This window comes from Pseudomonas sp. TS_SC_3 (genome assembly GCF_056156225.1).
In genome coordinates, this window is record NZ_CM149586.1 from 3996817 (window position 1) to 4010319 (window position 13503).

Here is a 13503-nt window from a genome sequence, read left to right on the forward strand (position 1 = left end):
GCGTCCGTCAGTATGGCGTGCGCCTAGTCTGTCAGAGTTTGATCTCGACGTAGGCTTCATCACGGATCTGGCGCAGCCAGGCTTGCAGTTCTTCATCGTACTTGCGGTTACGCAGGACGGCCATCGCCTGCTGCTCGCGGTACTGGGCGCTGCTGTCAGTGGCGCGGCGGCCCATAACTTCCAGCACATGCCAGCCGTAAGGGCTCTTGAACGGTTTGGACAACTCGCCAGCCGGCGTGTTGTTCATCACCTCGCGAAACTCAGGCACCAATACATTCGGGTCGATCCAGCTCAATGTACCGCCATTCAGCGCTGAGCCCGGGTCTTCGGAGAAGTTCTTCGCCAGCTCACTAAAGTCTTCGCCGGCCAGGATGCGCTGGTACAGGCGCTCAACGAGGCGCTTGGTTTCGGCTTCGCTACGGATTTCGCTGGGCTTGATCAGAATGTGACGAACATTGACTTCATCACGCACCTGGCTGTCGCCGCCGCGTTTTTCCAGTAGCTTGATCATGATAAAGCCGCCTGGGGTGCGCATGGGCTCCGTCACCTGGCCAACTGACAATGCGCTAAGCATGGTGTCGAAAGGCGGAGGCAGTTGCCCAGCTTTACGCCAGCCCATTTCGCCGCCTTCCAGCGCAGTTTCACTGGCTGAGTTGGCGATGGCCAGTTGAGCGAAGTCAGCACCTTGTTGCAGCTGCTGATATAGATCGCGAGCCTTGCGGTCTGCAGCCTGAATCTCCTCCGGGGAGGCGCCTTCAGTCACGGGTACGAGGATGTTGGCCAGGCGGAATTCTTCCGAGAGCTGCATCTTGCCCAAGTCCGAGGCGAGGAAATTCTGCACTTCCTGGTCGGTTACCTGGATGCGCTCCGCCACACGGCGCTGACGCACACGGCTGATGATCATCTCGCGGCGCACTTGGTCGCGCGCATCGGTGTACGACAAGCCGTCCGCCGCCAACGCTGCGCGGAACTGCTCAAGGTTCATACCATTGCGCTGGGCAATGGTGCCGATCGCCTGATTCAGCTCTTCGTCAGTAATGCGAATGCCGGAGCGTTCGCCAATCTGCAGCTGGATGTTCTCGATAATCAGGCGTTCCAGCACCTGCTGGCTGAGAACGCTGGCGGGCGGCACCGCCGCGCCGCGCTGAGCGATGGTCTGCTGCACTTCACGCAAACGTGCATCGAGCTGGCTTTGCATCACGACATCGTTATCGACAATCGCTACAACGCGGTTGAGTGGTTGCACTTCAGCATGTGCTGCAGTACCCAGAAACAGCGCGCCCAACAGCAGGGGGCGCACGCAATCAGAAAGCTTGATCTTCACGTTCACGATAACCTTGAATGCCTTGGTCGAGGAAAGACTCAACTTTATTACCGACTACACCGCCCAGACCTTTGAGTACGATCTGCAGGAAGATGCCGCGATCCGCCTGGTCGTTCAGCGACGGGTTCAGGCTGACTTCGTCATAGTCGATCCAATAGCGGTTGATCAGGCGCAGTTTCCAGCAGCAGTTGTCGTACTCGAAGCCGGCAAAGGCTTCCAGGGTGCGGTCACGGCCGTAGTCATACTGCCAGCGTGAAATTACGTTCCACTGCGGCACGACCGGCCAGATAACCGAGAAATCGTGCTGGCTGATCTTGTAGTAGTCCTTGATGTAGTTAGGATTTGCCGAGCCGTTATCCAGTGTTGGGGTGCCATAATCACCGCCGCCTACGACCCAGTTACCGCTGTCTTGGTCGTAGCGGATGGTGTCATTGCGATAGCGATAGCCTGCGTTAACCACCTTGTTCGGGTTGTCTTCAGGCTGGTAGTGGAACATCGCGCTGCCCGAGCGGGTGCTGCTGCTGTCCGGGTCCCAATTGAAGTCCGAGGTAAAGCGCCAGTCGCGGTTAAAGCGATAGAGGTACTCAAGCGCATAAGGCGATACCGCTGCGCTTGCATCACCGCGGGTGCGGTAATCAATGCCGGGCAGTTGTACCTGACGGTCTTCAAAGTAGAAGGCCTGGCCGATGCTGAAGCGCTGACGTTCAAACCCATTGCTTTCAATCAGGCGGCTGGTTACGCCCAGCGACAGTTTGTTTTCGTCACCGATGCGATCCTTGCCGGAGAAGCGGTTTTCACGCCACAGCGAGGAGTAGCTGAAGGTGTTTTCACCCGTGTCGAAAACCGGAATATCGGTTTGGTCTTCTTCCGGCACATAAAGGTAAAAGGCGCGCGGCTCCAGCGTTTGGCGGAACTGAGTGCCGAATAGCTGAGTGTTGCGGTCAAAGTACAGGCCGCTGTCCAGGCTAAACATGCCGACACCACGATTTTGGCTTCCGCCAGTGCTCTGCTGAGCTAAGAAGGTGCCTGCTTCGGCATCGGCGATGTCTTTCTTACCTTGGGCGTCCAGGCTCAGGTCGTAGTTGGTCTGCAAGTACTTGATCTGAGGCGTTACGAAACCCCAGCTCCAGTTCAGCGGCAGACTAATAGCGGGTTCAACGTGCAGACGCTCGCCGTTGGCACGGGCTAGACCGCTGAGGTTCTCGTCATACCAGTCGGCCTTAAAGCCGTTTTCATCGGAAAACTGACCCCTACGCAAGCTGCGGTCAAAACGTACATATTCCGTGCCGTAGCTGAAACTCATCCCGGCGGGGTTGAACGGCAGCACGCCATCCAGGGTCAGCTGCGGCAGACGGTTATACGGGGTGATATCGGTGATGTTGGCCAGTTCGTAGGCGTGTGCATTCAGGCGTGCGGTGTAGCTGTTACCGCGATACGTCAGGGTGCCGCGCTGATCGACATAGCTGGTGGAGCCAATGCCCAGGTCGGTACTCAGGTCCTGGAAGTAGTACGGGTCGCTGATGTCGGTGTAGTCGACTTCAGCCAGCAGGCGATCGTTGAACCCCTGCGTATGCTGCCAGCTGTACATCCAGCGCTGGTCTTTGTACTCCGACTGCTCTTTGCGATCATTGTTGCTGTCATCGAGGTAAGCGCCGCCAACCTGGCCTTCGCTGTTCTTGGTCAGGTAGCGGAATTCGCCCTCCATCAGCAAGCCGCGATCAGTCATATAGGTTGGGTACAACGTGGCGTCGTAGTTCGGCGCCAAGTTGAAGTAGTAAGGCGTTTGCAGGGTCAGGCCGTTGTCACTTGAGCTGCCGATGCTCGGCGGCAGGAAGCCGGACTGGCGACGGTCATCAATCGGGAAGTAGATATAAGGTGTGTAAAACACCGGAATATTCTTCACCCGCAGGGTGACGTTGGTCGCGGTGCCGAAACCGGTAGCGGGGTTGAGGGTGATGTTATTACCCTTCAGGTGCCAGGCGTTGCTGCCCGGTTCGCAGCTGGTGTAGGTGCCGTCTTTCAGGCGAATAATGGCGCTTTCTTCGCGCTTGGCGTAGAGCGCATTACCGCGGATGTGGCTCTTGTGCAGCACGTATTCGGCGTTATCGACTTTGGCTTCGCCGTTGTCCAGTTGCAGCTCGGCGCGGTCACCCACCACCAGCATGCCCTGATCACGCAAACGCACATTGCCAATCAGTTCGCCGCGGTTTTCCGCCTGGCGCAGGTTGGCTTCATCGGCCTCAACTTGCATGCCGGCCTGACGCACGACTACATCACCCGCGAGGGTGGCGACTTGCTCTTCCTGCTCATAGCGCGAGGCTTTGGCCGAAACAAACATCGGCGCTTCAGACATGGGCGTCGTGTCATTCATGCCAGGACGCGTCGGTTCTACGTACGCGCCTGCGCAGTAAGGGCCGGCCTCAGCCAGTTGGGCGGCGCTGAGGTTTTCACGCGGCACCCAGTCCAGATGGCTGTAATCAGTACTGCGTGAGGCTAAACCTTTGCCACGGCTTTCAGTCACCAGGGTCGCTTGCGCGGTTTTCCCCTGTGATGCTTCAGTGGCGCCTTCACCCGCTTTGCTGCTGGCAAGCGAATCACGTTGTACTGGTCGGGCTGGCAGTGCAGCATTGCTGGTTTTCGGGGCACATGCCCAGCCGCCGGTGGCGGAAACCTGGCAATCAAACTGCTCGGCAGCGACGACAAAAGGGACGGCTACAGGTTGCAGCGCCAGAAGGCCGCCAGTAACCAGTAGAGGGAATTTTTTACGAAACGCGGGGTATTTTACTGCCATCTTATTTTATCCGGGCTTCCTGCGCGCCAAGGGCCCTGAGGCCGCACGCCTCTCGATGGGCTTGAAAAGATGCTGGATAATAAAGCATGACCCGCGCAACGGCTAGCGCCGTCGGAGACCTTGTAATGCCTGATGAAGATGTACGCCTGAAACTTCTCGAAAACTGGCTGGATGAGCAGCTGCCTGGGCTGTTTGATAAACACGGCTGGGGCGCTGTGCCTACCGCCACGCTTACTCCTGCGAGCAGTGACGCCAGTTTCCGTCGTTATTTCCGCTGGCAGGGGGCTGGGCGCAGCTTGATTGTGATGGACGCACCGCCGCCGCAAGAAGACTGCGCGCCCTTTGTCAAAGTGGCGTATTTGTTGGCTGAGGCGCAGCTTAATGTGCCGCAGATTCTTGCCGCTGACCTTGAGCGAGGCTTTTTATTGCTCAACGACTTGGGCCGGCAAACCTATCTGGATGTGATCAACGAAGGCAATGCGGACGCGCTGTTTGCCGATGCACTGCATGCGCTGCTGGCATTTCAGCAACTGCCGATGACCACGCCACTGCCCAGTTACGACGATGCGCTGCTGCGCCGCGAGCTGCAGCTCTTCCCTGAGTGGTATGTGCAGCGCCACTTGGGCGTTGAGCTCAGCGAGCCGCAGCAGGCGCTGTGGCAGCGCGCCAGTCAGCTGCTGATTGACAGTGCCCTGGCGCAGCCCAAGGTGCTGGTGCATCGCGACTATATGCCGCGCAACCTGATGCTCAGCGAGCCCAACCCCGGCGTGCTGGATTTTCAGGATGCGGTCTACGGTCCGGTGACCTATGACGTCACCTGCTTGTTCAAGGATGCCTTCCTCAGCTGGCCTGAGGCGCGCGTGCGCAGTTGGCTGGAGCAGTATTGGCAGCAGGCGCGTGAAGCGGGTGTACCAGTCCAGCCGGTGCTGGATGATTTTCTGCGAGCCAGCGACTTGATGGGTGTGCAGCGCCACCTCAAGGTGATCGGCATATTCGCGCGCATTTGCCACCGCGATGGCAAGCCCAAGTACCTGGGGGATGTGCCGCGCTTCTTCTCTTATATAGAGGCGGTTCTGGCGCGTCGGCCGGAGTTGGCTGAATTAGGTGAGCTGCTGGCCAGTCTTAAGCGTGAGCCTGTATGAAAGCGATGATTCTGGCCGCCGGTAAAGGTGAGCGGCTGCGCCCGCTGACCCTGCATACACCCAAGCCATTGGTGCGCGCGGCCGGTGTGCCCCTAATTGAATACCACGTGCGCGCGTTGGCGGCGGCCGGCTTTACCGAGCTGGTGATCAACCATGCCTGGCTGGGACAGCAGATTGAGGATTACCTGGGCGACGGGGCCCGCTTTGGCGTGCGCATTGCCTATTCCGCTGAAGGCGAGCCGTTGGAAACTGGTGGCGGGATCTTTCAGGCGCTGCCGTTGCTGGGCGATCAGCCGTTTGTGCTGATCAATGGCGATATCTTCACCGATTACCCCTTTGCCGAGTTGCGTCGCCCACTGGCGGGGCTGGCTCATCTGGTCTTGGTTAAGAATCCAGGGCATCACGTCAGGGGTGATTTCTGCCTGCAATACGGCCAGGTCAGTGATGCTCAGGCTGCGCAAGACAGCCTGACCTACAGCGGTATGGCGGTGTTATCACCGGCATTGTTTGCGGATTGCCAGCCTGGGGCGTTCAAGCTTGCGCCCCTGCTGCGGTCAGCGATGGCGGATGGGCAGGTCAGTGGCGAGCAATTCTTGGGCTGTTGGGTGGACGTTGGCACCCATGAGCGCCTGGCGGACGTCGAGCGCTTACTTGCGGCGCGTAACTGAAATGCTTTGGCCTGCGACGTTACTGGGTGCGGTTGCCGGGCTTGCGCTCGCGAGTATTCCTGGTGCGCTGCTGGGTGGGTTGCTGGGGCAAGTGCTGGATCGGCGTTTGCGTCTGCACTCTTGGGCGGCGTTGCGTGAGCGTCTGGGTGGTCGGGCGGAGCCAAGTGATGAGTGGCTGGTGTTCGTCATGCTGGGGCGCTTGGCCAAAAGTGGTGGGCGCGTGCTACCGGCGCATATCCAGCAGGCGCAGGCGGAAATGCAGCGAATGACATTGACTGCAGAAGGACAGCGCCAGGCCATTGCGGCCTTTGCCCAAGGTAAAACCGGGCGCGACAGTTTGCGTGGCCCGCTGCGCCGTCAGCAGCCGCGGGCTGAAACCCTGCTGCGCGCGTGCTGGCGCATGGCGTGGGCCGACGGCCAGGTTAGCCAGGCTGAGCGTGAGCTGATCATGTTGTGGGGGAAGTGGTTGCAGGTCTCGTCGGCGGCTCAGGCGCAGTTCAGTGATGCCTACGCGCCGCAACAGGCATCGGTGGCGCCTACGGCCAGCAGTGCCTATCAGCGTGCCCTGAATCTGTTGAATGTCAGTGCCGATGCCGAGCCGGCACACATCAAACAAGCCTACCGGCGGTTACTCAGCCGTCATCACCCCGACAAGTTGGCGGGCAGCAACGCTTCGCCAGAGCGCATACGTGAGGCCACCGAGCGCACGCGCGAGCTGCACCAGGCTTATGCCCTGGTGCGTCAGCGTCATGGGTTTCGCTAGGGGTTATTGAGTCTGCAGCTTGAGCGTGAGCCAACCCCGGATGCGGCGGTAGAGTTGTTCCTGCTCGGCTTCGCGGTTGCCCGGTAGGGCCTTCATGGCGATCTGGGTATAAGTGGGGTGCTTTTGCCGTTTACTGGCTTGCGAGCGTTTGAGCGCAGCCTGCCGGTCAGCAGTGAGGTCCTTGTAATAAAAGTCGCCAGTGGCCAGCTGCAGTTGCGGGATCAGCTCATCCAGTGGCGGGGTATAGCCCGCGGGCAATTGTGCGGCGACCAGTAGCAGATTCTGAATATTGGCTGGCTTGCGTTCGGCCAGGTAGCGCGCGGCCCAGTAAGCGCCACTGCCATGACCGAGGAGGACGATGGTCTTGGCCTGCTGCTGTTCGGCAAAGCCGATGGCAGACTCGATACGTGCCAATACACGCTCGGCATGGGCTTTTTGCTGTTCCTCGATGTTCTTCACTTTATTTGCTGCTGTTTCGGCGCTGTCGAGCTGGCTGGTGCGAGGCTCCGTGGCCGCTGCCGTTTCCGCTGTGGCCGGGCTGTCCTCTGCCGGCGTCTCTGTTTTTTCCGGAGCTTCGGCGGTGTCATCTGCTGTTGTTGTGGCTGTTGTTACGTCAGTGGCGGGTGCGGCGCTGCGCAGGGGCGGTGCGTCGCTGTTGGGATCGGGCAGGGTTAGGCTGAGGCTGTGCCAGCCGCCATTGGGCAATTTGCTGCGCAGAGGGCCAACGCTTTGCGGCCAATCAGCGCTTTCCTCGTCGCCCGGCAGAATAATCACCACGCCGCTGGGCTCGGCAACATTAGCAGCCAGCCAGAGGGCGAGGAATTGTTCATCGCCGGCCTGTAACTGCTGTTGCTCCTTTGGTGCGAGCTGCTGCTCCAGTGCTGTAGCGTCCAGCTCGCTGCGCTCGGCCAACGGCGCCCGGGGTGTTGCCACGGCGGCCTCAGCGCCTGCGTTTTCGCCTTCTTCGGCCTGCAAGGGCTGCACCAGCAGCAATGCCAATAACAGGCTCAGTGTGGTGGGCCGTGGGGGGTTAAAGCAGCGCATGGGGCATTCCTCGTAAAAACAGGCCATTGAAGCCTAATACGTGGGCGTGCCTTTGTCAGAGCTCAATCGCTCTAACACGCTGTTAACGCAACGGCCAGCGTTGGCAATGCGGCGCTAAAGACGGCCTCAAACCGCGCTTTTATGGCCGCTGAATGCCCTTTCTGTCGCTCGTTTTGTCTGCGGCGGCTGCGAGTTTCCCAGTCTGCTCAGCCCAGCAGGACTGGAGTAAGGTAAGGGTCGCCCGGCCTTTGCCAGATCGTCACCCCATGGAGTGTGGTTGTGTTGATGCGCCTGTTGATTGTTCTTTTACTCTGGCCGGCACTGCTGTGCGCCGCTGAAAGTCCCTTGCTGCCCCTGCGTCCAGCGTTTACCGCCGAGCAGCGCGAGTGGCTGAGCGCGCATGACACCTTGCGGGTCGGCCTGGTGATGCAGGCGCCCTGGGCGCAATTTGATCGCCGCCAGCAGCGCTTGTCGGGGGCCAATGTCGAGTTGATGAACCGCTTGCTACAGGGCATGGGCGTGCAGGGGCAGTGGCTGCGCTTTGCCGATCAAGACGCGCTGGAGGCAGCCCTGCAACGTGGCGAAGTTGACCTGGCCCCCGGCCTGCAGCAAACCCCGCAAGGCCTGCGCCGCTGGCGCTTTTCTGACCCCTATTTGCGCGTACCGCATCTAGTGGTTGGGGAGCGGCGCGGCAGCAGTGCGATCGACCTTGACCGCGTGGGGCGCGATGAAAAGGTTGCGGTACGTGCCCCCAGTGCCGTGCAGGAATACCTGCGCGTGACACACAGCAACGTGCAGTTGCAGCCAGTGGCCAATGAGCGCATGGCGCTGGATCTGCTGTTGCGCCAGGAAGTCAGCTACGCGGTGGTGGATGAGGCGCGCCTGAGCCTGTTGTTGCGCGAAACCCAGTTTGCGGGGTTGAGCATCGTCGGTGACATTGGCTTGCCGCAGTTGCTGCGCATTGGCAGCCGTCGTGATATGCCGATGCTCGCCGGGATAGTCCAGCGCACGTTGCAAGCGCTGCCCGGCGGTGAGCTTGAGCAATTACAGGCGCGCTGGTTTCCGCTCACGCCGCGTCAGCTGGGCAACCCGCTGGCGTTTTGGAAAGGCTTGACCCTGTTTCTGGGGATCATCCTGCTGGCGGCGGCGGTTATTACCCGACACTTGTTGCAGCAGCGTCGCAGCCTGGAGCGCCAGTTGCTGGATGCGCGTGCCGTGCTCAGCCAGCGTGAAGCAGCCGAGCAGGCGCTGCGCCTTAGCCAGTTTTCGATTGATAACAGCACCGTGGGCATTCTCTGGGTCAATTGGGACAGCCACGTGCGCTACGCCAACCTGGCGGCTGAACGCATGCTGGGCTATGCCAGCGGTGCACTGGTCGACATGCCGCTGGTGCAGTTGGAGCCTGCGCTGAGCATGGACCGCTGGCTGAGCTTGTGGCGTCAGGCGCGCGGCAGCCTGACGCCCTTGCCCGGCTTCGAAATCGATTGCCAGCGCGCTGACGGCAGCCGTTTGCCGGTGGATGTGTCGTTGAGTTTTCTGCGCTTTGACCAATCTGAATACCTGGTGGTGTTTATCACCGATGTCACCGAGCGCCGCCGTGCTCAGGCTGCCTTGCAAGAAAGTGAAGCGCGCTTGAAGGGCATCGCCGGCAATGTACCGGGGCTGGTTTTCCGCCTGGAGCGGGCCAGTGCCGAGCAGCCAGTGGAATTTGCCTACATCAGCGAGGCCAGCCTGGAGTTGGTCGGCTACCCGGCGGCCGAGCTGCAACGTGAAGACCGTGGCATCCGCAGCCTGGTGCACCCTGACGATCAGGCCCACTATCGGCAAACCCAGGATGCAGCGCTGGAGGGCGACTACGACTGGCAATGGCAAGGGCGCATCCTCACCTGTGACGGCGAACTGCGCTGGGCGGACATCAAAGCCACGGCGCGCAGCCTGGGCGAAGGGCGGGTGGTGTGGGACGGCATCGTCTGGGACATCACGGAAAACAAGCAGGTCGAGCTGGCCTTGGCGGAGTCGCGCGCCCATCTGCGCGAGCTGGCGGCCCACCTGGAAAGCGTCCGCGAGGAAGAAAAAGCCCGGATTGCCCGCGAGGTGCACGATGAGCTCGGGCAGGTGCTGACCGTGCTCAAGCTGGAAACCGCAATGTGTGAGCTGGCCTTTGCTGGTCAGGTCGAGGGGCTGGACGAGCGTCTGACCAGCATGAAGAAACTGATCGCCAATCTGTTCCAGTTGGTGCGCGACGTGGCCACGGCGTTGCGCCCACCGATCCTGGATGCGGGCATTGCCTCGGCCATCGAATGGCAGGTGCGCCGTTTTGAATCGCGCACCCAGATTCCTTGCCTGGTGGAGGTGCCCGATAACCTGCCGCCGCTCAGCGATGCTAAGGCCATTGGCCTGTTCCGCATTCTGCAGGAGGCGCTGACCAACGTAATGCGACACGCCGGTGCGCACAGCGTGCAGGTTTACTTGCGCGTGGAGCAGGGTGAGTTGTGCCTGTGTGTGATTGACGACGGTAAAGGCTTCACGCAGGAGCCACGCAAAGCAGGGCAATCGTTCGGCCTGGTCGGCATGCAGGAGCGGGTATTTATGCTCGGCGGGCGTTTACAGATTGACAGTCAGCCGGGCGAGGGCACTACGCTGCTGGCGCATGTGGCATTGGATGAGGAGGCACTGACGTGATTCGGGTATTGGTGGCAGAAGACCACGCCATCGTGCGTGAAGGGATCAAGCAATTGATTGGTATGGCGCGCGACCTTGAAGTGGTGGGTGAAGCGAGCAATGGCGAGCAACTATTGGAGACCCTGCGCAAGGTGGAGTGCGATGTGGTGCTGCTGGACATTTCCATGCCCGGCGTCAACGGCCTTGAGGCCATTCCACGCATCCGCGCGCTGCTGCGCTCGCCGGCGATTCTGGTGCTGTCCATGCACGATGAAGCGCAAATGGCTGCCCGCGCCCTGAAGATCGGTGCGGCCGGTTACGCCACCAAAGACAGCGCCCCGGCATTATTGATTGCCGCCATTCGCAAAGTGGCCAGTGGCGGCCGTTACATTGACCCTGACTTGGCCGACCGTATGGTGTTTGAGGTGGGCCTGACCGATTCGCGTCCGCCGCATGCGCAATTGTCCGAGCGCGAATTCTCCGTGTTTGAGCGTTTGGTGCGCGGTGAGGGGGTCAACGACATTGCCCTGCACCTAGCGGTCAGCAACAAAACCGTCAGCACCCACAAAGCGCGCCTGATGCAGAAGCTGGGGCTGCATTCTGTGGCTGACCTAGTGCGCTACGCCATGGAGCATAAACTGCTCTAAAACGGTGCTTCGCGTGCTTTTTACGTGACGCCTCAAGCGCTGCGAGGCCCGCATGGTGAGGCTTGCGCACTGTTTCTGTGCGGCTGTTTACGGTGGCATCTTTTGTAGGGCAATCCCTACGCTGCGTTCTCCTTTCGCCTGACATCAAGTTGTCATCCAGCCCGATTATGCCCCCGGCTTAACCCTCCTAGTCTTGTGCCATCAGCGTGCAGACAACAACAAGGGTGTGGCGATGAGCGGGTCTCAGGCAAACGATGTACTGGTGAGCTTTCGTGGTGTGCAAAAGAGCTACGACGGCGAAAACCTGATCGTCAAAGATCTCAATCTGGATATCCGCAAGGGCGAATTTCTCACCCTGTTGGGGCCGTCCGGTTCGGGTAAAACCACCAGCTTGATGATGCTGGCCGGGTTCGAAACGCCCACCGCTGGCGAGATTCTGCTCGACGGCCGTTCCCTCAATCGCCTGCCGCCGCACAAGCGCGACATCGGCATGGTGTTTCAGAACTACGCGCTGTTCCCGCACATGACCGTGGCCGAGAACCTCGCCTTCCCCCTGAGCGTACGCGGCATGTCGCGCACCGACAGCGCGGAGCGGGTGAAAAAGGCGCTGTCCATGGTGCAGCTCGACAGCTTCCGCAATCGTTATCCCGGTCAGCTGTCCGGTGGTCAGCAACAGCGGGTGGCCTTGGCCCGTGCCTTGGTCTTCGAGCCGCAGCTGGTGCTGATGGATGAACCCCTCGGCGCGCTGGATAAACAGCTGCGCGAGCACATGCAGATGGAAATTAAGCACCTGCATCAGCGTCTGGGCGTGACCGTGGTCTATGTCACCCATGATCAAGGCGAAGCGCTGACCATGTCTGACCGCGTGGCGGTGTTCCACCAAGGCGAGATCCAGCAGATTGCCGACCCGCGCACGCTCTATGAGCAGCCGAGCAACACTTTTGTCGCCAACTTTATCGGCGAGAACAACCGCATCAGCGGCCAGCTACTCAGCCAGGACGGCGAGCGTTGTGTGATTGGCCTGACCCGTGGCGAACAGGTCGAAGCGCTGGCCGTCAACGTCGGTGCCGTGGGCGAGCCAGTCACCTTGTCGATCCGCCCGGAGCGTGTGCGCCTCAATGGCCACAGCGAAGCCTGCCGCAACCGTTTCTCCGGCCGTGTGGCCGAATTTATCTACCTCGGCGACCACGTGCGTATCCGCATGGAGGTCTGTGGCAAAGACGATTTTTACGTCAAGCAGCCCGTCGCCGAGTTGGATGCCGAGCTGAGTGTCGGCGACCTGGTGCCGCTCGGCTGGCATGTCGAGCATGCCCGCGCACTCGACCCGCTGCAGCCTGAGTGACTGTTTACAACCTGACCCTATGTGACACAGAGGAGCTAACAATAATGATGAAATCCCTGAAGCTCGCGGCCCTGGCCGTCGGCGTGGCCTGCGCAATGCCGGCCCTGGCGGTGGATCTGACCGCCATCTCGTTCGGTGGCGCTAGCAAGGATGCGCAGGTCAAAGCCTTCTACCAGCCTTTTGAAAAGGCCACCGGCAACAAGATCCTGGCGGGCGAATACAACGGTGAAATGGCCCGCGTCAAAGCCATGGTCGACACCAACAGCGTGAGCTGGAACCTGGTGGAAGTGGAGTCGCCGGAATTGGCCCGTGGTTGTGATGAAGGCCTGTTCGAGACCCTCGATCCGGCCCAGTTCGGCGACCCGAGCAACTTCGTCAAAGGCGCGATTCAGCCGTGCGGCGTGGGCTTCTTTGTCTGGTCCACGGTGCTGGCCTACAACGCTGACAAGCTGGCCAGTGCCCCTACCGGTTGGGCGGATTTCTGGGATGTTAAGCAATTCCCCGGCAAGCGCGGCCTGCGCAAGGGCGCCAAATACACCCTGGAATTTGCCCTGATGGCGGATGGCGTTGCCCCGGCCGAGGTGTACAAGGTGCTGGCCACCCGTGATGGGGTTGACCGGGCCTTCCGCAAGCTCGATGAACTCAAGCCGCATATCCAGTGGTGGGAAGCCGGCGCGCAGCCGCCGCAGTATCTGGTTTCGGGCGACGTGGTGATGAGTTCGGCCTACAACGGTCGCATCGCCGCCGTGCAAGCTGAGAGCAACCTGCAAGTGGTGTGGACGGGCGGCATCTACGACTTCGACTCATGGGCCATCCCGCGTGGGGCGAAGAACCAGGAGCTGGCCAAAGAATTCATCGCCTTCTCGGTACAGCCTGAGGCGCAGAAAGTCTTCTCCGAGAACATCGCCTACGGCCCGGCCAACAAGCAAGCCATTGACCTGCTGCCCCCTGAGCGCCTGACCGTGATGCCCACAACCCCGGAAAACATCAAGGACCAAGTGGCCATCGATGTGGTGTTCTGGGCCGACTACGGCGAGCAACTGGAGCAGCGCTTCAATGCTTGGGCCGCGCGTAACTGAGTCTGTGTGACCTCACGCCAGGTCCGGCGCTATAACCGGCCT

10 protein-coding genes are annotated in these 13503 nt (G+C 60.5%); 7 read left to right on the plus strand and 3 right to left on the minus strand.

What is annotated here, in order from left to right; all coding sequences use genetic code 11:
* Positions 1 to 31: 31 nt before the first annotated feature.
* Positions 32 to 1324 (minus strand): peptidylprolyl isomerase, encoded by a 1293-nt coding sequence (locus AC0J6G_RS18840; RefSeq protein ID WP_475250384.1) that lies wholly within the window; start codon positions 1322 to 1324, stop codon positions 32 to 34.
* Complete coding sequence (locus AC0J6G_RS18845; protein WP_475250385.1) at positions 1305 to 4115, minus strand: LPS-assembly protein LptD; 2811 nt, start codon at positions 4113 to 4115, stop codon at positions 1305 to 1307. Before AC0J6G_RS18845 ends, AC0J6G_RS18840 begins: the two co-directional genes overlap by 20 nt.
* A gap of 125 nt (positions 4116 to 4240) precedes the next feature.
* Here AC0J6G_RS18845 and AC0J6G_RS18850 point away from each other — a divergent pair, with 125 nt between their 5' ends.
* The 3 genes from AC0J6G_RS18850 to AC0J6G_RS18860 are packed head-to-tail and all read left to right on the plus strand — an operon-like array spanning position 4241 to position 6688.
* Entirely contained in the window at positions 4241 to 5257 is a 1017-nt protein-coding gene (locus AC0J6G_RS18850; protein ID WP_475250386.1) for an aminoglycoside phosphotransferase family protein, read from the plus strand.
* The gene (gene murU / locus AC0J6G_RS18855; RefSeq protein ID WP_475250387.1) at positions 5254 to 5925 is read left to right on the plus strand and encodes an N-acetylmuramate alpha-1-phosphate uridylyltransferase MurU; all 672 of its coding nucleotides are present in this window, start codon (positions 5254 to 5256) and stop codon (positions 5923 to 5925) included. The genes AC0J6G_RS18850 and murU overlap by 4 nt, the downstream gene beginning before the upstream one ends.
* A gap of 1 nt (position 5926) precedes the next feature.
* Positions 5927 to 6688, plus strand: coding sequence for a DnaJ domain-containing protein (locus AC0J6G_RS18860; protein WP_475250388.1), 762 nt, complete (start codon positions 5927 to 5929; stop codon positions 6686 to 6688).
* Between the two features lie 3 nt (positions 6689 to 6691).
* Here AC0J6G_RS18860 and AC0J6G_RS18865 read toward each other — a convergent pair whose 3' ends face one another.
* Positions 6692 to 7732: an alpha/beta hydrolase family protein gene (locus AC0J6G_RS18865; protein ID WP_475250389.1), complete on the minus strand. Its 1041-nt coding sequence runs from the start codon at positions 7730 to 7732 to the stop codon at positions 6692 to 6694.
* A 285-nt stretch (positions 7733 to 8017) separates the two neighbouring features.
* Between AC0J6G_RS18865 and AC0J6G_RS18870 the strand changes: the two genes are divergently transcribed.
* From AC0J6G_RS18870 to AC0J6G_RS18885, 4 genes are all read left to right on the plus strand, one after another.
* Positions 8018 to 10414 carry a PAS domain-containing sensor histidine kinase gene (locus AC0J6G_RS18870; RefSeq protein ID WP_475250390.1) on the plus strand — a complete coding sequence of 799 codons (2397 nt, stop codon included), beginning with the start codon at positions 8018 to 8020 and terminating at the stop codon, positions 10412 to 10414.
* Positions 10411 to 11040, plus strand: coding sequence for a response regulator (locus tag AC0J6G_RS18875; RefSeq protein WP_475250391.1), 630 nt, complete (start codon positions 10411 to 10413; stop codon positions 11038 to 11040). The genes AC0J6G_RS18870 and AC0J6G_RS18875 overlap by 4 nt, the downstream gene beginning before the upstream one ends.
* Positions 11041 to 11272: 232 nt before the next feature.
* Positions 11273 to 12382: an ABC transporter ATP-binding protein gene (locus AC0J6G_RS18880; RefSeq protein ID WP_475250392.1), complete on the plus strand. Its 1110-nt coding sequence runs from the start codon at positions 11273 to 11275 to the stop codon at positions 12380 to 12382.
* Positions 12383 to 12426: 44 nt separating this feature from the next.
* On the plus strand, positions 12427 to 13461 hold the full coding sequence (locus AC0J6G_RS18885; RefSeq protein ID WP_475250393.1) for an ABC transporter substrate-binding protein: 1035 nt from the start codon (positions 12427 to 12429) through the stop codon (positions 13459 to 13461).
* Positions 13462 to 13503: the final 42 nt, after the last annotated feature.

Bases quoted from the DNA above. Each gene is read 5' to 3' on its own strand.
- AC0J6G_RS18845 (WP_475250385.1), bottom strand. From the start codon at position 4,115: ATGGCAGTAAAATACCCCGCGTTTCGTAAAAAATTCCCTCTACTGGTT.
- AC0J6G_RS18850 (WP_475250386.1), top strand. From the start codon at position 4,241: ATGCCTGATGAAGATGTACGCCTGAAACTTCTCGAAAACTGGCTGGAT.
- murU (WP_475250387.1), top strand. From the start codon at position 5,254: ATGAAAGCGATGATTCTGGCCGCCGGTAAAGGTGAGCGGCTGCGCCCG.
- AC0J6G_RS18860 (WP_475250388.1), top strand. From the start codon at position 5,927: ATGCTTTGGCCTGCGACGTTACTGGGTGCGGTTGCCGGGCTTGCGCTC.
- AC0J6G_RS18865 (WP_475250389.1), bottom strand. From the start codon at position 7,732: ATGCGCTGCTTTAACCCCCCACGGCCCACCACACTGAGCCTGTTATTG.
- AC0J6G_RS18870 (WP_475250390.1), top strand. From the start codon at position 8,018: ATGCGCCTGTTGATTGTTCTTTTACTCTGGCCGGCACTGCTGTGCGCC.
- AC0J6G_RS18880 (WP_475250392.1), top strand. From the start codon at position 11,273: ATGAGCGGGTCTCAGGCAAACGATGTACTGGTGAGCTTTCGTGGTGTG.
- AC0J6G_RS18885 (WP_475250393.1), top strand. From the start codon at position 12,427: ATGATGAAATCCCTGAAGCTCGCGGCCCTGGCCGTCGGCGTGGCCTGC.